Annotated in this window: 18 protein-coding genes and 1 pseudogene; 12 read left to right on the top strand and 7 right to left on the bottom strand. The window is 37.5% G+C overall.

Annotated elements, in window-relative coordinates; translation table 11 throughout:
* Positions 1–7: 7 nt before the first annotated feature.
* The 5 genes from IW15_RS16175 (at position 8) to IW15_RS16195 (ending at position 6,719) form a co-directional block, all read left to right on the top strand.
* Positions 8–1,453, top strand: a complete 1,446-nt coding sequence (locus IW15_RS16175; RefSeq protein WP_034713441.1) for an MFS transporter — start codon at positions 8–10, stop codon at positions 1,451–1,453.
* Positions 1,454–1,463: 10 nt separating this feature from the next.
* A complete protein-coding gene (locus IW15_RS16180) occupies positions 1,464–2,579 on the top strand; it encodes an endo-1,4-beta-xylanase (RefSeq protein WP_034713577.1) in 1,116 nt (371 codons plus the stop codon).
* A gap of 128 nt (positions 2,580–2,707) precedes the next feature.
* Positions 2,708–3,676 carry a glycoside hydrolase family 43 protein gene (locus IW15_RS16185; RefSeq protein ID WP_034713443.1) on the top strand — a complete coding sequence of 323 codons (969 nt, stop codon included), beginning with the start codon at positions 2,708–2,710 and terminating at the stop codon, positions 3,674–3,676.
* Between the two features lie 62 nt (positions 3,677–3,738).
* Complete coding sequence (locus IW15_RS16190) at positions 3,739–5,781, top strand: alpha-glucuronidase (protein WP_034713579.1); 2,043 nt, start codon at positions 3,739–3,741, stop codon at positions 5,779–5,781.
* A gap of 134 nt (positions 5,782–5,915) precedes the next feature.
* The gene (locus IW15_RS16195; protein ID WP_034713445.1) at positions 5,916–6,719 is read left to right on the top strand and encodes a Cof-type HAD-IIB family hydrolase; all 804 of its coding nucleotides are present in this window, start codon (positions 5,916–5,918) and stop codon (positions 6,717–6,719) included.
* A gap of 55 nt (positions 6,720–6,774) precedes the next feature.
* Here the strand turns inward: IW15_RS16195 and IW15_RS16200 are convergent, their stop codons facing one another.
* The 3 genes and pseudogenes from IW15_RS16200 to IW15_RS16210 form a co-directional block, all read right to left on the bottom strand.
* Positions 6,775–7,743, bottom strand: a complete 969-nt coding sequence (locus IW15_RS16200; RefSeq protein WP_394331249.1) for a phytase — start codon at positions 7,741–7,743, stop codon at positions 6,775–6,777.
* Between the two features lie 71 nt (positions 7,744–7,814).
* Positions 7,815–10,624, bottom strand: a pseudogene (locus IW15_RS16205) (TonB-dependent receptor).
* Positions 10,625–10,889: 265 nt separating this feature from the next.
* Entirely contained in the window at positions 10,890–11,750 is an 861-nt protein-coding gene (locus IW15_RS16210) for an NAD(P)-dependent oxidoreductase (protein WP_034713448.1), read from the bottom strand.
* A 310-nt stretch (positions 11,751–12,060) separates the two neighbouring features.
* On the opposite strand from IW15_RS16210, the gene IW15_RS16215 reads away from it, so the two are divergent.
* A complete protein-coding gene (locus tag IW15_RS16215; RefSeq protein ID WP_034713451.1) occupies positions 12,061–13,494 on the top strand; it encodes a serine hydrolase in 1,434 nt (477 codons plus the stop codon).
* Between the two features lie 374 nt (positions 13,495–13,868).
* Here IW15_RS16215 and IW15_RS16220 read toward each other — a convergent pair whose 3' ends face one another.
* From IW15_RS16220 to IW15_RS16230, 3 genes are all read right to left on the bottom strand, one after another.
* Positions 13,869–14,285: a hypothetical protein gene (locus tag IW15_RS16220; RefSeq protein WP_034713453.1), complete on the bottom strand. Its 417-nt coding sequence runs from the start codon at positions 14,283–14,285 to the stop codon at positions 13,869–13,871.
* 201 nt (positions 14,286–14,486) lie between these two features.
* Positions 14,487–15,674, bottom strand: coding sequence for an MFS transporter (locus tag IW15_RS16225; RefSeq protein WP_034713455.1), 1,188 nt, complete (start codon positions 15,672–15,674; stop codon positions 14,487–14,489).
* A gap of 107 nt (positions 15,675–15,781) precedes the next feature.
* Positions 15,782–16,753, bottom strand: coding sequence for a helix-turn-helix domain-containing protein (locus tag IW15_RS16230; protein ID WP_165585212.1), 972 nt, complete (start codon positions 16,751–16,753; stop codon positions 15,782–15,784).
* Positions 16,754–17,289: 536 nt separating this feature from the next.
* Between IW15_RS16230 and IW15_RS16235 the strand changes: the two genes are divergently transcribed.
* Together IW15_RS16235 and IW15_RS16240 are read left to right on the top strand one after the other, a co-directional pair.
* Positions 17,290–18,873 carry a Na+/H+ antiporter gene (locus IW15_RS16235; RefSeq protein WP_034713459.1) on the top strand — a complete coding sequence of 528 codons (1,584 nt, stop codon included), beginning with the start codon at positions 17,290–17,292 and terminating at the stop codon, positions 18,871–18,873.
* 142 nt (positions 18,874–19,015) lie between these two features.
* Positions 19,016–19,885, top strand: a complete 870-nt coding sequence (locus IW15_RS16240; protein WP_034713461.1) for a LysR substrate-binding domain-containing protein — start codon at positions 19,016–19,018, stop codon at positions 19,883–19,885.
* Between the two features lie 639 nt (positions 19,886–20,524).
* Here IW15_RS16240 and IW15_RS16245 read toward each other — a convergent pair.
* Complete coding sequence (locus tag IW15_RS16245; protein WP_034713463.1) at positions 20,525–21,172, bottom strand: DUF1349 domain-containing protein; 648 nt, start codon at positions 21,170–21,172, stop codon at positions 20,525–20,527.
* 82 nt (positions 21,173–21,254) lie between these two features.
* Here IW15_RS16245 and IW15_RS16250 point away from each other — a divergent pair, with 82 nt between their 5' ends.
* The 4 genes from IW15_RS16250 to IW15_RS16265 all read left to right on the top strand — a co-directional run bounded on the left by IW15_RS16250 (position 21,255) and on the right by IW15_RS16265 (position 24,867).
* A complete protein-coding gene (locus IW15_RS16250; protein ID WP_034713465.1) occupies positions 21,255–21,998 on the top strand; it encodes a response regulator transcription factor in 744 nt (247 codons plus the stop codon).
* 89 nt (positions 21,999–22,087) lie between these two features.
* Positions 22,088–22,468 carry a helix-turn-helix domain-containing protein gene (locus tag IW15_RS16255; RefSeq protein WP_034713467.1) on the top strand — a complete coding sequence of 127 codons (381 nt, stop codon included), beginning with the start codon at positions 22,088–22,090 and terminating at the stop codon, positions 22,466–22,468.
* Positions 22,469–22,974: 506 nt separating this feature from the next.
* Positions 22,975–24,231 carry an aminotransferase class I/II-fold pyridoxal phosphate-dependent enzyme gene (locus tag IW15_RS16260; protein ID WP_034713468.1) on the top strand — a complete coding sequence of 419 codons (1,257 nt, stop codon included), beginning with the start codon at positions 22,975–22,977 and terminating at the stop codon, positions 24,229–24,231.
* Positions 24,232–24,237: 6 nt separating this feature from the next.
* Positions 24,238–24,867, top strand: a complete 630-nt coding sequence (locus IW15_RS16265; protein ID WP_034713470.1) for a TetR/AcrR family transcriptional regulator — start codon at positions 24,238–24,240, stop codon at positions 24,865–24,867.
* Positions 24,868–24,955: the final 88 nt, after the last annotated feature.

Here is a 24,955-nt window from a genome sequence, read left to right on the forward strand (position 1 = left end):
ACTACTTATGAATAATCAATCTCAAAAAATATCGGTCCTTGAAAAAATCGGCTACAGCTTAGGCGATCTGGCGGCCAACTTAGTATTCCAGACTCTGGTGACCTATCTGGCGTATTTTTACACAGATATTTACGGATTAAAAGCTAAGGATGCCTCGGTTATTACCTTAATCGTAGGACTGGTTGCCGGTTTTGGGTTCAATCCGTTGATTGGTGCCCTGGCAGACCGTACCGTTACAAAATGGGGGAAATTCCGTCCATGGATTCTGTTTACGGCCGTTCCGTTGGGAATTGCTGCCTTGCTGGCTTTCAGTACCCCGGATTTTTCTTATAAAGGAAAGATGGTGTATGCTGCCGTGACCTACACGTTACTGTTATTATTATATTCTTCCAACAACCTTCCTTATTCAGCTTTGAGCGGAGTCATTACCGGGGATATGAGTGAAAGAAACAGTATATCTTCCTACCGTTTCGTAGCAGTGATGTTTGCTCAGTTTTTTGTGCAGGTTTTCATGCTTCCGATTATTTTATCAGTGGGTAATGGAGATAAAGCAGTGGGAATTGAAGAAGTAATGACCTGGCTGGCCATTATCGGTTCTGTGATGCTTTTAATCACGTTTTTTACAACGAAAGAAAGAGTTATTCCTAAGCCGGAGCAAAAATCTAGTGTAAAAGAAGATGTAAAAGATCTGTTTCAGAATAAGCCGTGGGTCATTATGCTGACGGTAACAGCGTTAATATTCATTACATTGGCCATGAAAGGAGGTTCCTATGTCTATTATTTTAATAATTATGTAGATGAAGCAGCATTGAAAAGCTTCATTGCCCCAATTACCCATTTCTTTGATTCCATTGGGATGAACTTTTTTGGCGAGAATGTGAAGTCTGCAGGATTTGGACTCTTTAATGCCGGTGGAATTATCATGATGATTGTAGGAATTACATTTTCAAAGAAGTTTGCCGACCGTTACGGAAAAAGAGATGTATTTGTCCTGTCACTTTTTATCTCAACCTTATTTATTGTAGTCTTTATTTTTTACCCGCCAAAATCAGTTGAACTGATGTTTTTATCACAGATCTGCCACGGCTTTTTCTATGGAATAAGCACGCCCATACTTTGGGCTATGATTGCTGATGTGGCCGACTATTCGGAATGGAAAAATAACCGGAGAGCCACAGCCATTATTTTTTCTGCCATGATGGTAGGATTAAAAGTGGGATTAAGCATCGGAAGTTCGCTGGTGGCTATGATCATCGGTAAATACGGGTATATTTCAACCGAAGGCGCCCAACAGGTCATTCAACCGGAAACCGTAGCAGAAGGAGCCAGAATGCTGGTCAGCATATTTCCTGCGATTCCGTTTTTTATCGCATGCGGACTGCTTTTCCTATATAAAATTAATAAGAAAATGGAAGTGCAGATTGAAAAAGATCTGGCAGAAAGAAGAAAATAAAAACCAATATATGAATCGTATTATCATAGCAGGCCTTATGGCTTTTGCCGTTTCCTGCACGCCAGTAAAACAGAGCACTTCCAATGTTTCATTGAAAGAAGCTTTTAATAAAAAATTCTACATCGGAACAGCCATGAATCTTCAGCAGATTCATGGAACAGATCAGAAATCAGTAGAGATCATCAAACAACAATTCAGCTCCATTGTTGCAGAAAACTGTATGAAAAGTATGTTCCTGCAACCTGCTGAAGGAAAATTCTTTTTTGATGATGCCGATCAGTTTGTTGCTTTCGGAGAGAAAAATAAAATGTTCATTATTGGACATACCCTGGTATGGCATTCCCAAGCTCCCAAATGGTTTTTCACAGACAGCAATGGCAACAACGTAACTCCTGAAGTGCTGAAACAGAGAATGAAAAATCACATTACCACAGTTGTTTCCCGCTACAAAGGAAGAGTAAAAGGCTGGGATGTAGTGAACGAGGCTATTTTGGAAGATGGTTCGTACCGGAAATCTAAGTTTTACGAAATTTTGGGTGAAGAGTTTATTCCATTGGCATTTCAGTATGCACATGAAGCAGATCCCAATGCCGAACTCTATTACAATGATTATAATGAATGGTATCCTGGCAAAATACAGGCTGTTTCAAAAATGGTAAAAAAGCTGAAATCTCAGGGAATCCGGATTGATGGAGTAGGAATGCAGGCCCATGTCGGAATGGATGCTCCTTCTATAGATGAATATGAAAAAGCAATGGTAGCCTATGCTGAAACCGGAGTAAAAGTGAATGTGACAGAAATGGAAATCAGCGCACTTCCTTCACCATGGGGGAATTCCGCCAACATTTCAGACACAGTTGCCTATAAAAAAGAAATGAATCCCTATACTCAGGGACTTCCTGCCAATGTACAGACCCAATGGGAAAAGCGGTATGTGGATTTCTTTAGCCTGTTTTTAAAACATTCGGATAAAATCAGAAGAGTAACCTTATGGGGAGTTACCGATTTGCATTCCTGGAAAAATGATTTTCCAATAAAAGGAAGAACAGATTATCCCTTACTGTTTGACCGTCAAGATCAGGCAAAACCGGTGATTGAGAAGATCGTCAAATTGACAGGAGAGTAGGTAAGAGAAAAGATATTAGATTTCAGACTACAAACTCAACACGCAGGCTAAACACCAAATACTAAACACTAAAAACCAACAACCAACAACTGAAAACCAACAACCAAAAAAAGATAAATTTTACGATCATGAAAAAAGCAAAATATCTATTCCCGAGTGATTATATGGCAGATCCTTCCGTTCATGTATTCGAAGGTAAGCTCTATATTTATCCATCCCATGACAGAGAAAGCGGCATTGAGGAAAATGACAACGGAGACCATTTTGATATGAATGATTACCATGTATTTTCCATTGATGACGTAGAAAACGGAGCGGTAACGGATCATGGTGTTGTCCTTTCGGTAAAGGATATTCCGTGGGCCGGGCGCCAGTTGTGGGATTGTGATGTAGCTTGTAAAAACGGGAAATATTATATGTATTATCCTTTGAAAGATAAAAATGATATTTTCAGGATAGGAGTGGCCGTTGCCGACCAACCTTATGGTCCTTTTATTCCTGAAAAGCATCCGATGTTGGGAAGTTACAGCATTGATCCCTGTATTTTTGAAGAAGACGGGAAGCATTATATGTATTTTGGCGGAATCTGGGGCGGACAGCTTCAACGGTACCGCAACAATAAAGCACTGGAATCTGCGGTCATTCCGAATGATGATGAACCTGCAATTCCTTCCAAAGTGGCTTTGTTGAGCGATGATATGCTTGAATTTGCAGAAGAACCGAAAGATCTTATCATTCTCGATGCTGATGGAAATCCTTTGCTTCAGGGCGATGAACACCGATTTTTTGAAGCCTCCTGGATGCATAAATACAATGGAAAATACTATTTTTCTTATTCCACGGGAGATACCCATCTTTTGTGCTATGCAACGGGAGATACTCCTTACGGACCGTTTACCTATCAGGGCGTTATCCTGACTCCGGTAGTAGGCTGGACCACCCATCACAGCATTACTGAATATAAAGGAAAATGGTATTTATTTTTCCATGACAGCGTTCCCAGCGGTGGAAAAACCTGGTTACGAAGCATGAAAATGATTGAAATGGACTATCATCCGGACGGAACCATCAAAACCATTGACGGATTAGAAGGTTAAAGTCACCTATAAGGTAATTTTATTCTTCCACAAAAAATAAAAAATCTATGAAAATTTCCTGTATGTTTTATCTTCGAACCTGTATACTGTTTCTTTTTCTCTTTCTCTTTCCATTTTGTGTATTTGCAGAAGATGGGAGCCAGCTCTGGCTCCGGTTTCCTAATGTAAAAAATGGAATATCAACAGATAAAATCATCTCCAAAGGGAAAAATCCGACGCTTGATATTGCGAAAAAAGAGCTTACTACTTATTGGCAGGGACAGGCGGTTGAACTGCGTACAGAAAAATCATTGAAAAACCTTAAAGACGGCTATACCATTATCTCCGGACTGGATAAAATCATTATTTCTTCAGCTAAAGAAACAGGCTTGCTGTATGGAGTGTATCATATTCTCCGCCTACAGCAGACGCAATCGGATCTTACTCACCTGAATATTACAGAAAAGCCTTCTTATGACGTAAGAATTCTCAACCATTGGGATAATCTGGACGGAAGTATAGAAAGAGGATATGCAGGACATTCGTTATGGAAATGGGAAGATCTGCCCGGCACAATTTCCCCGCGTTATGAAGCCTATGCAAGAGCTAACGCTTCGATCGGAATTAACGCTGTCGTGCTGAATAATGTCAATGCTTCACCGAATATGCTGAAGAATGAATATCTGATCAAAGTAAAAGCACTGGCCGATATTTTTCGTCCGTATGGAATTAAGGTCTATCTTTCGGTGAACTTTTCCTCCCCAAAAGTCATTGGCGGACTTGAAAATTCTGATCCACTGAATAAAAAGGTTCAGGAATGGTGGAAGCAGAAAACCAATGAAATTTATAAGATAATACCGGATTTTGGAGGTTTTTTGGTGAAAGCCAATTCAGAAGGGCAGCCCGGACCTCAGGATTATGGAAGAACCCATGCTGATGGTGCCAATATGATGGCGGATGTTCTGAAACCTCATGGCGGAATCGTGATGTGGCGTGCTTTTGTATACAGTGCGAGCCCGGAAGACCGCGCGAAACAGGCTTATCTGGAATTTCTGCCTCTGGACGGGAAATTCAGGGATAATGTGATTATTCAGATCAAAAACGGTCCGATTGATTTCCAACCCCGCGAACCTTTTAATCCCTTATTCGGAGCGTTAAAAAAAACCTCTGAAATGGTGGAATTTCAAATTACACAGGAATATCTGGGGTTTTCCAATCACCTCGTTTTTCTTGGCCCGTTGTTTAAAGAAACCCTGGACAGTGATACGTATGCCTATGGAAAAGGATCTACGGTTTCAAAAGTAACAGACGGTACATTGAGGCCTGCAAAATTAACGGCTATTTCCGCCGTAGCCAATATTGGTGATGAAACCAACTGGACCGGAAACCATTTTGCCCAGGCCAATTGGTATGCCTTCGGAAGACTGGCATGGAATCATCAGCTGGGTTCCGATCAGATTGCTGGGGAGTGGATAAAAATGACTTTCACCGATGATAAGAATTTTGTAAATCCGGTGAAAGAAATGATGCTTTCTTCCCGGGAAACAGCTGTAGACTATATGATGCCGCTCGGTTTGCACCATATCTTTGCTTTTGACCATCATTACGGGCCTGAACCCTGGGGGAATATTCCCGGTGGAAGGCCGGACTGGATGCCCGTATATTATCATAAAGCCGATGAAAACGGACTTGGATTCAACAGAACTCAAACAGGCAGTAATGCGGTGGCTCAATATTTTCCTCCTTTAAACGAGACCTATGGAAATATAGAAACTTGTCCCGAAAATCTCATCCTCTGGTTTCATCATGTTCCTTGGAAATATACTATGAAAGACGGGAAAAGCCTGTGGGATGAACTCTGCTACACCTACGATAAAGGCGTGAAAAACGTTCGTGAATATCAAAAAACCTGGGACAGAATGGAACCCTATGTGGATGCAGAGAGATTCCATCATGTTCAATCCAGGTTAAAAATTCAGTCGAAAGATGCTGTATGGTGGAAAGATGCCTGCCTGCTTTATTTTCAGACCTATTCGAAGATGCCGATTCCTTATGATATAGAGCGTCCGGTTCATGAGCTGGAAGATCTTAAAAAAATCAAACTGGATATGAAGCACCATAACTAAAGTTAATCTGCATTGTTTGTAAGACCTGGTTCACACAATATTGACAATTTTACAATCTTCATAAAGATACCGTTAAAACTATATGTGGTATCTTTGTGACTTGATTGACAATTTTGTAACCAAAAAAATGTTGTATGAATGATATTAAGCTGATCGTAACCGATATGGACGGAACATTCCTGAATTCTCAATATGAAGTTAGCCCGGAGTTTCCGGAAATCTATGAAGAGCTGAAAAGAAGAAATATTCTCTTCGTACCGGCAAGTGGAAGACAGATGCTGGGGATCACCAAATATTTCGGAGCGATTGAAAATGAAATTGGTTTTATTGCTGAAAACGGAGGGTACATGGTGTACAAGAATCAGGAATTATTTGCTGACCAGCTGAACCAAAATAATATTGCGGAAATTATCCGTTCTATCCGTACAGTTCCAGCCGCAACGGCCGTTTTATCAGGCAAGAAAAAAGCCTATTACGAAACAGATAATCAGGATTTTATAGACTATATTGCACGGTTTTATACCGATAACGAAAGGAGTGAGGATCTAACGGAGCCGGTAGATGACAGTATTTTTAAAATTGCCGTTTATCATCCCGAAAGCTCTGAAAAATATTTATATCCGGTCGTAAAAGACTTTGATCAATTCGGACTTGAAGTCGTAATTTCTGGCCAGCACTGGATGGATATTATGAATAAAAATATCAATAAAGGAAATGCACTTGAAAAATTGCAGAAAACTCTTAATATTACTCCCGCTCAGACCATGGTTTTCGGAGATTATATGAATGATATCGAAATGCTTAAAAAAGCCCAGTACTCTTATGCGATGGAAAATGCGCATCCTGCCGTAAAAGCAGCAGCAAGCTTTGAAGCGGGTTCCAATGATAACTTTGGAGTGTTGAACACCATTAAAAACTATCTGAATGCGGGTTTATAAACAGCTTTAACATAATAAATACCCCCCGAAATGTATAAACATTCCGGGGGGGTAATTATTTCATATTGGCTTTTATCCTTTCTTCAACCATACGCCAGTCATAGATATGAAAAACTTTGCCGTTACTCATGGCAACAAAGATTCCCTTCGGAAATTGAGGTCCCAGATTAATATTCGTTACCTCCGAACCATCACTTTCACTGGTGGAAACCGGTATTTCAGCAATGATTCCTTTCGCCGGGTTTTCTCTCAGATACACATTGAAGGTATCTTTCTGCTGATTGGAAACCAAAATATATCCTGCTGCAGCAGAAGTAGGATAGATGGAAATTCCTTCCACATCAGATTTGAAATCACCTTTCCCGAATACCAGTAGTTCTTCATTGCCTTTTTCCGGATCAGCATAATACTGATGAACACCAAACTGCTCGTCAGAGTAATAAATATATCCTAATTCATCATCTACCGCAATGCTTTCAATCTCTTTCAACCCGCTGTATTTTCCAAATTTACGGACTACATTTCCCGTGATCTTTCCCTCTTTCTCAGAAAGCAGATACTGCCATAAATAGCCGTCACTAGGTCCTGATTTTCTTCCGGCAATCACAAAAATCTCTTCCGTTTTTGGATTTTTATACATAGAGATTCCCATTGGTCCGCGTTCCGTTTCTCCATCAAAAACAGAGAACGTACCCACTTCTTTCAGATCAGGAAGTGAATACAATTTCACCATATTGGTTTCTCTTTCGGTAACCGCAGCGATGTCTGTCTTTTTTCCGTTTAAAAGGAATCCGTACTCAATATCCACATTATTAGGACGCTTTAAGCCCAATACCTTATTGATGATTTTTCCTTGAAGGTTGAAGGCATACAAGCCGCCGTCAGTATCTTTATCCGTTCCTACAATAATACTTTTTGAAGCATCCGCGGGATTTATCCATATTGCAGGATCGTCCGTATCATGAACAACCGTTTCAGTGATGACGGCAGGTACCAGATTTTTTCCCAATGATTTCTGTCCCATACAGCTGATCAAAAAAGGCAGTACAGAAAGGGCTGCGATGTAATGTATTTTTTTCATTCTATTCATAATCATTAAAAATCAAACTTTACGCCTAACGTGAATCTCGGTCTGTAGTATTCTACCTGAGCAGTTCTGCTCTGGATACCCTGATAATAGCGTAACGGCTGGTTGGTTAAATTATTAGCTTCCGCAAACACTCTCAGTTGGCTCGTTACTTTATAAGAGGCGTTGGCATCAAGGAAAATCTGTTTGTCGTAATAACGGTCTTCAAATGAATTTCCACCCAGTTCATCGATATAATGAGCCGCATAATTCATAGAAACCCTTGCAGAAAAACGTTTGTTTTCCCAGGAAAGAGATCCGTTGAACATATGCGGTGCCGTTCCCGGAAGACTTACATCATCCCTTTCCAGACCATCTTCATTGGTGATTCCTTTTGCTTTTGAATGGGTGTAGGTATAATTGATGTACACTCCCAATCCTTTCCAGAAAGCTCCCGGAATAAAATCCAGCTGTCTCTGAAGTGCTGCTTCAAAACCGTAAATATCTACACTGCTTCCATTACGCTGCTGAGTAAATCTCCAGTTATTTTCCCCTGCGGGAATAGGGTTAGCCTGTCCTGCAAAATCCGTTGCGAAATCGATTGCAGAATAATTTCTTCTTGTATAGGTATAAATAAAATCTTTAAGGTTTTTATAAAATAAGCCTCCGGAAAGAATTCCGACAGATTTAAAATATTTCTCTGCCATAAAATCGAAATTGTAGGCATATGTTGCTTTAAGATCCGGATTTCCGGCAGCAATCTGCTCATCACCGGAAATAACGTTAAGATAAGGAACCAGCGCATAATAGTTGGGGCGTGCCAGGGCAGTGGTAAAGGCTCCACGAAGCACAAGATTCTGTGCCGGAGTATATTTAAAAGAAACATTAGGAAGGATATTCGTGTATGAATTGGTATTATTGATCTTCCCGGCCAGGTTTTCCTCATCCATTACATAATTTCCGGTGTAATCGATCTTTGTTGTTTCGATACGGGCTCCCGCGATCATGGAAAATTTGTCACTGAAATCCTGATCCCAGCGGATATAACCCGCATAAATATTTTCCTTAGCACTGTAATTGCTTGAAAGGAATTCCTCCGGTCTCAGTGTTGCTGTAAATAGATTAGGATTAAAAAGATCCAGACCGCCCATATATCCTGCACTTACAAATGTTCCGGGAACATAATTTCCGGGCTGGAAATGCTGGCCGTCAAAATAAGTGGTCGGCACAGACAGCAAGCTTCCCATAGAACTGGTTGGGCTAAAAGAATAATAGTCATTGTCTCTTTCCTTTTCCTTCAGGCGGAGACGGGCTCCCACACGGATTCGGCCTTTCTGATCCTGAATGACAGAAAACGGAAACCGTACATTTACTTTTGCTCCGAATTCCTTTTCTTGAGTAAAGCTATTGGCATCCGAAAGGCTGCTTAGCTGATATTTTCCTAAATTATCTGCAGTAAGAGGAGTGATCATCGGCCTTTCTGGATCACTGAAATTATTGGAAAATTTAATGCTTTCACCATCAAACTGCATCACGCGCTCATGAGGTTTCTTTTCGCTGGCAGTCGCATAGTTCATCGACCAGTCGAGATCCACTTTAGAACCCAAAAGATGCTCACCTCTCAAGGCATAATTCTGTACTTTTTGTCTCTCAAGACGGGTATTGTCATTATCAGCATCTCCGCCTTTCACCTGCCTGGTGATATTACCTTTCCAGCCGGTGATTTCTGTTTCGTCACTGTTGTAGGTTGGCTTTATTTTGTAGCCTAATGCATATCTGTTTTCTTTATCATTTCTGAAATTATACATGGCAGAAGCATAGATCTTATTTTTAGGATTGAATTCATAATCCAAATTCAGATCAAAACTATGCCTGATACGGTGCTCATTGTAATACCGGACTCCCATTTTGCTTACGTAGGCAGTCTTTGCAAGATCATTGGCCAGACCCCAGGTCGGCTCAATATTATCAGATCCGAAATTATTGTTATTGTAGGAAAAACTGAAAACAGCCCCAACTTTTTATTAAGGAAACGGTCGCCGTAGACTAATCCGGCAGTGTAATTTCCTTTTTCTCTGATGGGATTATATCCTCCAGCTACGGTAGCTGAAATTCTCTGGCCATTAGGGGACGCTCTCGTAATAAGATTTACGGAACCTCCGATGGCGTCGGCATCCATATCCGGTGTCAGTGTTTTATTAACCTCTATGGTGGCAATCATATCAGAAGGAATAAGATCCATCTGTACATTCCGGTTGTCTCCTTCCGCAGAAGGAATTCTGTCACCATTCAGGGTTACAGAATTCAGGTTCGGAGCGAGCCCTCTGATGATCAGGTTTCTAGCCTCTCCCTGGTCATTCTGTATCGTAATTCCCGGCACTCTTTTAAGAGCATCTCCGATATTGGCATCCGGAAAACGGCCGATCTGGTCCGAGGAAATTACATTGGTAATATTGGCATTATTCTTCTGCTTGTTTAAAGCCCGAGCCTGGTTTTTCAACGTAGCGCCACTTACAACAACCTCTTCAATAGCCGTCTCTCTTTTGGCAAAAACAATATTCTGTTTGGTATTTTTATCGGATTCGACGAGCACGCTGTATTCGCGGGTTCCGTATCCCAGATAGTCTATCTTCATGCTGTAGCTTCCGGAGGGAACATTAAGAAATACAAAATTTCCGTGTTCATCAGAAGTTGTATAAATATTTCCGGGGCTCAGGGAAATTTTAGCACCCGGTAATGCAATTTTGGTGTCGTCGTTAATGCTTCCTGAAACCGTACCGCTTTGGGCATAAAAATAGATGGATGCGCAGAGTAGAACAGAAGTAAATATTCTTTTCACTTTTCATTTAGATTTAAATTCATGCAAAATTAGAAGTCTAGAATGCAAACTGACTGAAATGAAAATTAAGCTTATTTTAAAGAATTATTAACAGGAGCTAAGAAAAGTGTTATAATATTAAATATTCATTAATATTCATTTTTTTGTTATTTTATTATGTAGAAAAATGAAGAATAAATCAAGAAAAAGTAAGTTGTTGAATAGCAGTTTTTTTGGACTATATCAATATTGCCCGAACAGGAGTTGAAGTGTTTTTAAAATTATTTTACTTTAATTTTTTAAAACTTTGAAAGGTTTCCACAACACCCTCAAAATGTTCATCCTTGAAAATTCCCGATTGATAGACCCGCTCAAAGGTTTCCGCAGTTCCGGAAGCCATTACGCTGGGGAGATTTTCACTGTTCAGCATTTCCGTCAGGCCTTTCATTTCATCAATTCTACGGAAAATATGCTGTGGATAGGTAGGAGTGGTTTTGGTAAGGTCCTGATAGGTGCCGGGAATAAATACCTGAAGACTTTCATTGAGTTCATCAAGGATACCAAAATGGGCTGCGGCAGTCATGGTTTCAAAAAATAAAGCGTTCATTCCTTTATTCACCATAGAAAATAGTAATTTATAGGCTGATGCAGCTTCTGTTTTTTCTCCGGCATCTTTTATGGTGAATAGCGTTGAAAATAAATCAATCAATAAATGTCTGTACATCCCGCTTACCACCAACGCAGCATGATCCGGAATATCTTTAGATGCACCCATCACAGCACCGTTAATAAACTGAATATCTATCGCTGAAAACAGAGCTTCAATAGCCAAAGCGGCAGCAGGAGTATTGGAGTTTAAATCAACATAAACTGGTCTGTTGTCTGTATTTTTTAAACAGGAAACTACTTGTTCAGCAATGATCAGGCTTCCTTCAGGACTTGTAAGGGAAAGAATCATTTCAGCCTGATTAACCACGTGTTGCAGGGAACCGGCATCTTCAATACCGGCATTTTTGATGTTCTGTAAAGTTCGTGGCGACCTTCCTTCTCCCGCAGTGATTACTTTAAACTGATGTTTAATTAATTCTTTAGCGATCTGTGTTCCCATATCTCCCGGAAAAAGAAGGGCTATTACTGGTCTCTGCATGGATGATGATTTTATGATTTACAATAACTGACAGTATTAATGATACAAAGGTCCTTAAAATTTTTCAATCTGTAAAACACATTATTCCGATCATATCTATTGCTAAAACCGATGGATTTATTTAAATATTATCTTGGCAGTAATGATGACGGTTGGCTTTCACATTACGGTTTTGCTTTTGTTCCTTTTTTCTGTAATAGTTATAACGGTTTTTATCATTTATTGATATTTTTCTGTTGGAAAATGGTACCCAATCGACTCAATATGTAATACAAACATTCTTTGAGTTGTCTTATTACTAAAACCATCCATGAAAACGTATTGTATATTGATTTTTTGTCTTTTTTCGGCCTGTTTTCCGGCTCAGAATACTGAAGCTGCCGTAGCTACTGTCATCAACAGGGAAATGAAAGAACGGCAAATTCCGGGATTACAGATCGCCGTTGTGCAAAACGGCAAAATTATTCTTAAAAAAGCTTTTGGTACAGCCAATATCCAGGATCGTATCCCAGTTACTGATACAACTGTTTTTCCTATTAATTCATGTACAAAAGTTTTTACGGCTGTAGCGATTATGCAGCTTGCTGAAGAAGGAAAACTCAATTTATCTTCTCCTTTATCTCAATATCTAGACGATCTTCCTGAAAAGTGGCAGCAGGTAACCGTTGAGCAGGTAATGACTCATATTTCCGGGTTCCCTGAAATATTACAGCTGCTGGATCCTATTACGGGGACTAATCTGAAAACAGAAAAAGAAATTTGGGAAGCGCTTACAAAACTTCCCATGAGCTTTAAAACCGGTGAGCAGTTTAGTTATAATCAGACCAATTATTATCTGCTTGGGAAAATAATTGAAAAACTCAGCGGACAGCCTTTTGATGTATTTTTTAAAAAGCGTCAGTTTGAACCGGTTGGAATGAAAAGTACAGTATTTGGGGATTCCAGAGATGTAATCGCTCATTTTGCACCTACCTACAGATATACAACTATGCTGAATGGGCAAAAACTTAATGAACCCAAACTGATCAATGATTATCACTTATTTCCGGAGTTTACGAGAACAAGTGCCGGGCTCAATACTACTGCAGAAGAGCTTGCTGCCTGGATTATTGCTTTACAGAAAGGAAAACTATTAAAAAATCCGGAATCACTGCAACGGATGTGGTCGCCGATTCGTTTTAATAACGGAACACCTACCAATTGGTCGCCGGGCTGGGGATTAACGAAGTTTAGGGCCGAACACAAGGCAGTAGGAATGTCGGGAGGTGGCAGATCTGCATTCTTAGTATATCCGGACGATAATTTATCTGTTATTGTCCTCACCAACTTAGGTGGTGGGATGCCTGAAGATTTCCTGGAAGAGCTTGCCGGAATCTATATTCCGGGTATTGTGAAAGCAGATCCCATTACTTTTCTTAGAATTCAGCTTAAAAAGAAGGGTTTTAATAAAGCCATTGATGTAGTGAATGCAGAAAAGAAAATACATCCTGAATTCAAACCTAATGAATCTGAACTGAATGACTGGGCATATCGGTTAATGTCCCGAAACCAAATACAGGAAGCTTTCGAAATTTTTAAATTAAATACCTATTTATTCCCTGGCAGCTGGAATGCTTATGACAGCTATGGAGAAGTATTATTGAAAATGGGAAAGAAAAAAGAAGCTGCCGATATGTATAAAAAATCTATACAATTGAATCCTGATAATGAAAATGGGAAAAATATGTTGAAGCAGTTATTATAAAATTAATAGAATCTACCGTAATTATTTATTTTCTTTGACCACAGATTTCACAGATTCACACACATGATTATTTTAATTATGTTACTTTTAAAACTACGCAGATCTAGCAGATTGTTCTGTATGACGAACAATAAAATTCTTTGATTTTTTTAACTTTAAATAAATTTAGTGTTTAAAGACTTTATGTCTTTTGTGATTAACCATGTTTAGAAAAAATCTGCATCATCTGATTGATCTGCGTGATATTTAGATTTAACGTGTAGAAGTAATTTTTATCTGTTTTATTACAGCCCATTGAATTAATTTATAACAAATAGCCAACAAAAAAGGTCTGATTCATAAGAAACAGACCTTTTTTATAGGATGATTTTTTATTAAGATTCGCTGTTTACCAGCCCGTAATTCGCTGGGGAAGTTTCTTTCCCGAATAAACATGAAAAAATATTTTGGAATTCATGGATGTATTTGCATTTGATAGAATTACCATATATTTTCAAACCTTCCATTATTTTTCTTGAGCTTAGATCAATATCATATTTAATAAACGTTTCAGGTCTTTCGTAACGAATTCTGTGATCAGAGCTGTAAGTTCTTGAAAATCCAAATTTTTCAAGCCATTCCTCAGTAATTCTGATGGGTTTGATAGAATCTGCCGGAACTGAAATAATATGGATTGGATTTTCTATTTTAACAAAATAACCCTTTTCAACGCTTTGAAATATTTCAGTAATCGTAAAAATCTGATTTTTATACTCGACTAAGTTTTTAATTTTAAGATCATCTACATTCATAATATTTTGATTTTTTTAAGAGGTGGTACTTGGTTACTCTAGTTATTTACAAATATTATGCCTTACATCATAGATTTTATTAAAGTTTTTGTTAACAATTGTATAATTTTTTTCTACAAATTATAATTTTATGTTAAAATTGTGTTTTTGTTGGGATTAATTTTGGACAATTGTGAAAAATGTGGTACCTGTTGAAAAAAATTACTCTTGCTTATTTTTGGTAACAGTCATAAGGAAAGAGACTCCGACGAATACGATCAGAACGATGGTGAAAATAGGCCATGAAGTGGCATTAAGCAAATATCCCGTGGCACTTCCTAAAAAGCTTGATCCAAAATAGTAAAACAGCCAATACATAGACGTAGCCGAAGATTTGCCTTGTTTAGCATGCAGCGCTGCCATCTGGCTTGCCATCGTGTGGGCCGCGAAAAAGGAGAGCGTAAATATTCCCAAACCTGAAATAACAAGATAAATATTCGTAGAGATCAGTAGACAAAGTCCCAAAAGCATGCAAAGTATTGCACCTTTCAGAATATACTTTTTATCAAACCTTCCGGAAAGCCTGCTCGTAATCATGGTTCCCAGTACTCCAAAAGTGTACATTAAAAATATAAAAGCAATCACAAAATGATTCAGTGAAAAAGGTGCTGCTTCTAACCGAAAGGTGAGGTAATTATACACACTCACGAAAACTCCCATCAATAATGCAGCGATACCATAAAGCCGAAGCATATAGGGATCCGTTAAAAAGACTCTCATCTGCTTTACTTTCAGGGAATAATCCACCTTTTGAGGATGAAAGAATTTTGATTCCGGGAACAGTTTCCAGAATACCAATCCTAAAAGCAGGCTTTCTATTCCAATAATAAGAACTGCATTTCTCCATCCGAATTCCCCGGCTAAAATAGTGGCAGATATTCTTCCGCTCATTCCGCCGATTGTATTTCCGCTGAGATACATACTGATTGCCAGAGGCACCACCATACTGCTGACCTCCTCTGTAAGATAGGCAAGGGCGACGGCAGAGACCCCAGAAACAACAAATCCTTTCAATACACCAATAACGATGAGTAAGGGGAGACTGGGAATCCAGGTGGAGATAATCGTAAAGAATGCTGATGAGATAAGGGAAAACGTCATCAGTTTTTTTCGTGAATAACTGTCTGCCTGAAAAGCAAAAAATAACAATCCGCAAGCCATGCCTATAGTGGTTGAAGAAACAAGCAGAGAGCTATCGCCAACGGTTGTTTTAAAATGTTCTGCTACCATTGGCAGCAATGGCTGAAAAAGATAAAGCTGGGCAAAAACAGAAAGTCCTGAAAAGAAAATACAAAGTTTTATATATCGAAAGCGGAGGCTTCCCTTATCTGCTTTTTCAGATGTATTCATAGAGTTGGAATTAAAAACTCATCTATAGATAAAGAGTTTTCTTTATCCTGTAAAGTTCCTGATAATTTCCCAATCTGTAAAACGCTTTATTTCGATAATATTCATCGTTAAAACCGATTATCAATTTCCTGTTTGCTGGTAATATATTCTGAAGGTGTAATCTTTTCAATCTGCTTAAAAACACGGTTAAAGGTAGACTGATTAGAAAATCCAGCCTCCGTATAAATATAGAGCAGGGTTACCTTTTCGATATCATTTTCGTCAAGAAGCTCTTTAACACAGTTGATTCTGTAAATATTCAGGTAATTATTGAAATTTGGATGTCCTTTATACCGGATTGCTTGTGAAATATATCTGCTGTTGATGTTTAATGCTACAGAAAGCTTTGAAATATTAAAATTGATATCCTTATAGAACTTTTTGTCTTTCATTTCTGCTTCGATCTTTTCAAACAGTTCTTCATAAAAGGCAGGTTCTTTTTCCTGGCCTAAAGCCGTTTTGTCTTCACCTTTCACCTTTTCTTCCACCTGATTATATATTTCCACCTTTCTTATTTTGTCTTTGAAATAAACAAGAAGTAAAAATACAGCCAGATTAGAGAGCAAAAGAAAAGTATCGGTCATTTTTATATCTTCTGCACTGTGCTTTTGGAAATTGAAATGAAAAATTTTAGTAACCAAGAAACCTAAAATGATATTTAAAACAACATATATGCTATATATCACGACATATTTTCTTGTAAAAAAAATATAGGCCCCCAGGGGAATGGGCAGAAGCCATACAAAACTGGCCACAGAATTATCCCAGAAGGCAAGCATGACATAAAAGTTGTAGATGGGTGCTATAATTATGTAAGCATGAACCAAGCTTTCAATTCTATAGTTTTTTCTAATAATAAAAAAGGAGTAGACTGAAAAGAATAAACCGCCAAAGAGATACCATGACATGATTTTATCCGGAATAAGAAAAGTAAAAATAAGGGCATATATAAGAACAATGAATGCCATTAAAATGGTATAGGAATGGATCAGATCTTTTTTGTATTGAACGATCTTTTCTTGTGTTGTGTTTTCTTTCATTTTCATCTGCTTTTTCAATAGGAGTTAATTATATCTCAAAGTCTTTCAGTCATAAAATTGGGATAAGTAGACTGGTGTAAATTATTGATTTATAATCTTTTGTTTTTATGATCCGTTCGGTCTTTTTCATTGCTCTACTCCAATTTTTTTTTGCCGTAGCAGATAAATTTGCACAAAATACATAAAGGACAAAGATAAAAAAAAGTTAATGAAATGTGATATATGTCCTTTGTTTTATAAAGAAACTAAATTAAAGAGGGTTATAAATACATCAAGAAAATACAGGTATTGGTAAGCTTCCTGCAATTATATTTTTATATATACAGCTGTGCGACCAAGTAGGAATCCGTAATACAAGGGCTTTGTAAGAAAAAATAATTGCCGTTCATTGGATAATAAAATTAAAAATGGTTTATTCTTTTTTTTATAGCTTTATAATATTTAAGTGAAAAAAAATTTATTAAAAGAGAAAAATGTATTTTTTGCAGATAATTTTTTAATTGATTATCATTGTATCTATAAAACACTTTTCGCAAATGATAGAGCATTTTCAATTCTATTTATCCCTTATTGTAGCCATTATATTACTGATCATGCTGGCGAATAAAATAAAAGTCGCGTATCCGGTACTGCTTGTCGTTGCTGGATTACTGATCAGCTTCATACCGGGAATTCCGGCCATTCATATAGATCCTGAACTTATTTTCATTATTTTCCTGCCCCCATTATTGTATGAGGCTGCATGGTCTATCTCATGGAAAGAATTATGGAAGTGGCGGCGCATTATCGGAAGTTTTGCTTTTGTAGTCGTTTTCCTTACTGCAATTTCTGTGGCATTTGTTGCCAATTATTTTATTCCTGGATTTTCTTTGGCGCTTGGTTTTTTATTGGGTGGAATCGTTTCGCCGCCGGATGCAGTAAGTGCGAGTGCTATTTTAAAATTTGTGAAAATTCCAAAAAGAATGTCTTCTATTTTAGAAGGAGAAAGCCTGCTGAATGATGCTTCTTCACTGATCATTTTACGCTTTGCTCTTATTGCTGTAGCGACAGGACAGTTTATCTGGTACGAAGCGGCTTTCAGCTTCTCTTGGATGGTAATAGGAGGAACCGGAGTAGGACTTTTAATTGGATGGCTGTTTATGAAAGCTCATAAATATCTTCCCACAGATGCCAGCATGGATACGATACTTACTATTGTGGCTCCGTATGCTATGTATATTGCTGCGGAGGAAGTACACAGTTCAGGAGTGCTGGCGGTTGTAAGTGGTGGACTGCTGCTTTCCAACAGAAGACATCGATTTTTAAGTGCTTCATCCCGATTGCGTGGAATCAACGTATGGGAAAGCCTGGTTTTTGTTTTGAATGGATTGGTATTTCTGTTAATCGGTTTAGATCTTCCGGAGATTGTTTCCGGGCTTGGAGGAGTAAGTGTTTCCGCAGCAATAGGATATGGGCTTCTGATCACTGCTGTTTTAATTGTCGTTAGGATTTTATCAGCCTATGGAGCAGTTATTGTGACGTTAATCGCTCGAAACTTTATCACGGTAGCAGATACGAGAAGTCCCGGTTTTAAAGCACCACTGATTATGGGATGGACCGGTATGCGTGGAGTGGTATCATTAGCGGCAGCTCTTTCAATCCCAACAAAATTATATGTTGGCGGCCCTGATTTCCCTCAAAGAAATCTTATTTTGTTCATTACTTTTATCGTTATTCTTACCACTTTACTTCTTCAGGGGCTTAGCCTTCCATATCTTATTAAAAAAATAAATCTGCCTTCATTCAATGATCATCTTCCCGATGAAGAATCGGATGAGCTTATTAAAAGAGAGATGTCGAGATTTGCGTTAGATCATCTCACAGACCATTATGGAGAAGTGCTTGTGAAAAGTCCTTTTTTACAGCAGCTTCATGAAAAATGGAAAATTAAAGTTGATGAAGATACTGATGTGAAACTCACTCCAGAGATCAAAAACGCCTATCTGGATGTTCTTGATAAGCAGAGAATGTGGCTTATTGAACAGAATCATGATAATGACCAGCGGTTCGACGAGGATATCATCAGAAAGCATTTAATGAAAATAGATCTGGAAGAAGAACGAATTCTTTTGATGCACTAAAGCAACCATCTTAATCAGTCTGAAATAATCATTTTAAGGTTATACAATGTCTTTTATGGATGCTGTAGGGTAGGGCTTATCTTTTTAAACAGCCATCTGTTTTATAATTTCTACATTTGTATACATTTAATAGATTTGTAAAATGGAGCTCAGACAGATTCGTTATTTTCTGAAAGCAAAAGAACTGCTTAATTTTACAGAAGCGGCTAATCAGCTTTACATTAGCCAGAGTACGCTGTCCCAGCAAATCAGGCAGCTTGAGGAAGAACTCGGAATCCCATTATTTAATCGGATAGGGAAGCGTATAGTTTTAACGGAAGCCGGAAGCATTTTTGCAGGATATGCAGAAAAAAGCCTGCTGAAGTCACAGGAAGGATTTCTTGCGCTGCAGGATTTACAGGAATTAAAAGGAGGAGAACTCAATATTGGAGTTACCTATGGAATGCGCCAGACTTTAATACAGCCTCTGATCAGTTTTTCGAAAGAATATCCGGATATTAAGTTTAATATTATATTTGGAACCACTTCCGAGCTGATGGATAAACTGCAGCATCTGGAACTGGATTTTGCTCTTACTTTTGCAGCAGGAAACAGACAGGAAATCTTTACTTATCATCCTCTTTTTACATCTCCAATGACTTTGGTAGCGTCCAGGAATTCAGAATGGGCGCACAAAAAAAGCGTCACTCTGAAAGAAATTGCAGATCTTCCTTTGGCGATGCCCGCAAAAGGCTACAGTACTACCAGATTCGTAACTGAGGCATTTGGAAGCAGTGGATTATCACCCAGGATTTTTATTGAAATTAACGATATCCCCACGTTGCTGGAATTGGCCAAAAGTGGAAACTGGTACACTATTTTGGCACAAACCACTATGACAGAAAATGGCGAGCTTATTACGATCCCGATAAAAGGAAAGAATATGATCCGCACCGCTATGCTGGTCACTCTGAAAGATGCTTACGAAAAAAAAGCCATGAAGGTTTTTTATACTTTTCTTATTGTAAAGTAGAAATAAGTGAAATTTTATCAATTCATTATTCCTCAATGATACCGCCTTGTGCTGTTCTAATTTTCAATACTTTTCATAAAAAACCAGAACATCATTTACTTTTGGGCTAAATTAATTTATCAGTAATAATTTAATATTAATATGTATTGAATTATATTTTTTGTTAATATTTTGAATTATTTATCTCTTTATGGTGTTTTGTTTGCGATTAATTATTACATTTACGTAAGCTAAAACAAAATAACCAAAATTTGATATAGAAAAAACGGTATTATCTATTAGAATGATCCTTGCAATTTTTTTTTTGCTTTTTCATAGGAGTGTTTAGGTTGGGATTAATGCAACATCACTCAATCAATATTTGATAGAAATAGCTAAAGAGCAATAAGATCAGCAGTAAGAATACATTAAATACAAATAGCAGCAAAGGAAAGTTTATCATTATCCCTCATAGTCATAGATTACAAAGTGTTGCCAGTGGCTGTATCATTGATTTAAACCTTATCAATCCGATACCCGATTCTAATGCACAAATACAAGCCGGATGAAAATATCTGGCTTTTTTATAACACAAAAGTCCCCCAAAAAAATGGGAGACTTCATAAAAATTGACTGTATATTGAAATATAATTCAATCGGTTATTTATTGTTTTCGAGCCACTTAAGGCGACGCTGATCCGGAAGTGTTTTTACTTTAAAATTCTCGAAAACTGCGCTGAATCCGTTACCATCGGGGCAGGCTGCCATCAGACCGACCATAACGGGGGTGTTGTCCTGCAGATAAGCATTGCGCATCAGGATATAATTTTTATCATCAAAAGAGTAGAAGATTTCAACTGCATCAAGTCTTCTTACCGCTTTTATCCATACCATAGCCGGTGTTTTATCTATTGTGATCACACTCCAGTCGCTGGTAGTATGAGTAACCACTGTACTCAGGTTGTATTTTCCATCTACGAATTCAATTCCGGCTTTGATGTAGTTTTCTTTGTCAATTCTCAGCATCAATCCCATCTGATCGAATCTGGCTTTATAATTCCCGGTAATTTTTACCTTTGCTTCAAACTCGCCACCGTAGGTTGTATAGTAGAATGGGGCATCATCAACGGTAAAGCCATAATGGGAAATTCTCCAGTAATCACTTTGTGGCGTAACAAACATAGATAGGCTGTTGTTTTTGATTTCCCATTTTTCAGGTTCATTAAACCATGTCATCTTTTCTAATGTCTGTGCAGTATTCTTTTGAAATATAATCAGTGTACAGAAACTTAAAATCAATCTCTTCATTGGATATAACTGAGTGTAAATTGTTACTTTAGCAAAAGTATAATTAAACCCGAATTTCAACAATACTTATAAATAACCATTTATGGAAATCAAGGATAAGCTGAGTGACACGTTGCTGAATAATGCTGGAGAAAAATGCCTTCTGGATGTAGAAGTATACAAACAAAGAGCTTTGGTGTATTCACAGATGGAAGGTGCTATTTCTGTATTAAGTGATATGCAGGCAGATAAAAGCTATGTGTATCAATCCAAAGCAGCGCTGGAACTGGGATTAAACCTTACGGAAAACCTCTCGGAAATAGATTCTATCTGGGAAGAAGAGATCATCAGAAAAATACATCCGGATGATAAGCTTAAAAAATATATCCATGAATTAAGATTCTTTAAACTTATGGATTCAATGAATCCTCAGGACCGAGCTGACTATAATGTACTGTCAAAAATCAGGATGAAAGATAAGAATGACGAATACCGTTTTGTAAAGCACCGGATGTTTTATATTTATTCTCCTCATAATGGTCGTTTGCGGTTTGCATTATGTTTGTATAATATTGCGCTGGATCAATCCTTGCTTTCTTCTTCGGAATTTTTAATTATAAACGCCATAAAAGGAGAAATAGCGGTAAAAGATAAACTCAATTACGAAAATATTTTATCCAAAAGAGAGCTGGAAATTTTAAAATACGTGGGTGACGGATATGCGAGCAAAGAAATTGCAGACCTTCTATTTATAAGCATCAATACAGTAAGCAGACACCGTCAGAATATTCTGGAAAAACTAAAAGTGAAAAACTCTATAAAAGCATTTAAAGACAGTTTTCACTAAACCTGTTCTTTTTTATATTTCCGAAAAGCTCACCGCAGTATTTTTGATGGATATTCTTAAATTTATCAATTCAATCAACACTATATACTATGCATAATGATGAAAAAAGAATAAAAAGAGGAGAAGAAATCTGCAGTCAGTATTTTACCTTGCTGGAAAAGCACATTAAAGATGTAATTTCCGGGACTGTTCCTGAATTTATGAAACTGAATGAAATAGCAGGAGAAATGGCAATTTCTCATCAGCATCTTACAGACACTGTGAAAAAAGAAAAAGGAAATCATCCTTGCTATTTTTACGATAAAGAAATTATTGAGCAAGCCAAAACCATGCTTGCTGAGTCTGATAAAACTGTTGCAGAAGTCGCGCGTATTTTCACTTACGATCCATCCAATTTTTCAAAATTCTTTAAAAAAATGACAGGGATTACCCCGGGTCAATTCAGAAAAGAAAAAAGACCATCATATTAATAAGTCTGAAATATGTTCGTCATTACTATTTTCAATATGCATCTTGCCATTACTTAGCAGTTCATTATCTTTGAACGAGATCATTCTTATTTATTTTTTTATTCGCTAAAAGTGATATATATTAAATTTTTCCCTATAAACACTGTGTTTCTGGATTAATAATAAGAAATTGTATGCGTACTGTTTTATTCTTAAATCGGGAAGATATTAGGACAAATGAAATTTAATATTTTATAAATGAGAAGGTTGTGGAAAAATTGATTTTTTTTTACGTTTTATATACCATAATCCTTTTATGGTCTTCTTTTTTTTATTAGATTTATATAGATAAAAAACTAATAATCTGTAACAAAAATCATAAAGATTCAATAATATGTGAAGGAATCTGGTTTTCAGTTATTAAGATTTAAATAGTATTTGTGTAATAATATTTAAATCCGAATGACAACTTGAGCAATTCCAAATAATCATATATTTGTTTCATTAAACAACTAACAAAATTAAGGATGAGTATTAACTTTTCAACAGCGACATTTAAGGATTTTGAGAATATTCCAAACTATAATATCGCCCAAAGAGCAGAGTATTTCTATGACTTTTTAGACTATATGAGATCTAACGGTCATATGAATTATAGATTGAAAAATACCACAGGAACCAATGCTACATTACACGTCGATATTGCCAACCAAAACAAAGAATATGTAAGTTTCGTTTCAAGTGATTATTTAGGGTTTACGCAACACCCGAAAGTAAAGCAGGCGGCCATAGAAGGAATACAGAAATACGGTACCGGTACAGGAGCAACACCGCTTATCGGGGGATATTTTGATTATCATGACAAACTTGAAAGAAAAATATCAAATTTTTTCGGAAGAAATGATGATGAAGCAGTAGTGTTTACCACCGGATATACTGCCAATAGCGCTACTTTACAGTGCCTGATGCAAAAAGAAGATCTTGCTATTTTAGACATGGCCGTACATGCCAGCGTATATGAAGGATGTGCTTTTACCAATAAAAAGACATTTCCACATAATAATTTAGAAGGTTTGGAACATATTTTGAAGACTTCTGAAAACCTTTACCGCACAAAACTCGTAATTATAGATGGAGTATATTCGCAGGACGGAGATACCTCGCATATGAATGAGATTTATAATCTTGTAAAGAAGTATAATGCCTTTCTGATGGTGGACGACGTACATGGTATAGGAATTTTAGGTGAAACAGGAAGAGGCACCATAGAGCAGGCAGGCTTGCTGAATAAAGTAGATATCATGACCGGAACTTTTAGTAAAACTTTTGGTAATTTAGGAGGATATGTCATTGCAGATAAAAAATTGGCAACCTTTCTTAAATTCCAGTCCCGTCAGCAGATATTTTCGGCAACAGCACCGCCGTCTTCAGCAGGAATTATCAAAGCAATCGATTTAATAGATGAAGAACCGGTATGGAGAGAGAGGCTTTGGAATAATATAAATTACTTCAAAAAAGGATTGGACGAGCTAGGATTAGACACAGGGATTAGCTGTTCTGCCATTGTTCCCGTAAAAATTGGAGATCCACATGTAACAGGAGATGTAGGAAGACTACTAATAGAAAAAGGAATCTATACCAATCCCATTTTATATCCGGCGGTAGCCAGAAAAGATGCAAGAATAAGGATGAGCGTAACAGCCAGACACGAAAGAGAGCATCTTGATAAAACGCTGAATGCGTTTGAAGATATCAATAATAAATTGCATATTGCAAAAAAATAATAAATTATGCCTAGAAAAGTAGTGCAGGGGCCCATTAGGGACAAAGAAAAAACCAAACAAAAATTGCTCGCTGCAGTCGGTAAAATCCTCAGAGTAAAAGGATATTCAGGATTAAAAGTAAGTAAAATTGCAGCAGTAGCCGGTTTTGATAAAAAGCTTATTTATGAATACTTTGGTAGCACGGATAAGCTGATAGATGAATATATTAAATCCCAGGATTACTGGAGCAAAATCAATCAGAATAGTATTGAGGTAGACATTTCGGATGGTGGTAAAGAGCTTTCCAAAATGGCTATCCTTAACCAGTTTGAAAACTTCAGAAAAAATAAAGAACTTCAAAAGATCATTCTTTGGGAACTTTCTGAAAGTAAACCTATTCTTAGAAGATTGGTGGAACAGAGGGAAGAAGCGGGAAGTATGATTTTCGAAAACATTACCGATCCTCACTTTGGTGAAGGAGCTACACGATACAGAGCAATCATGGCTTTAATTGTGTCCGGTGCTTATTACCTTAACCTTTATACAGGGTACAATGCCAGCAAATTTTGTGGAATTGACCTGAAAACTGAAGAAGGAAGACACGAGATTGAAAAAGCTATCGCAGAACTTGTAGACCTTGCTTACGAAAAAAAATGATGATTAAAAATTTTCTCATGAGGCCAAAAAATTAAGTTATTTTTGATAATTTGAAAACTTTTAATTTTCAGATTAAAACTATATTCCT

This window comes from Chryseobacterium soli (assembly GCF_000737705.1).
GTDB classification, from domain to species: Bacteria; Bacteroidota; Bacteroidia; order Flavobacteriales; family Weeksellaceae; genus Chryseobacterium; species Chryseobacterium soli.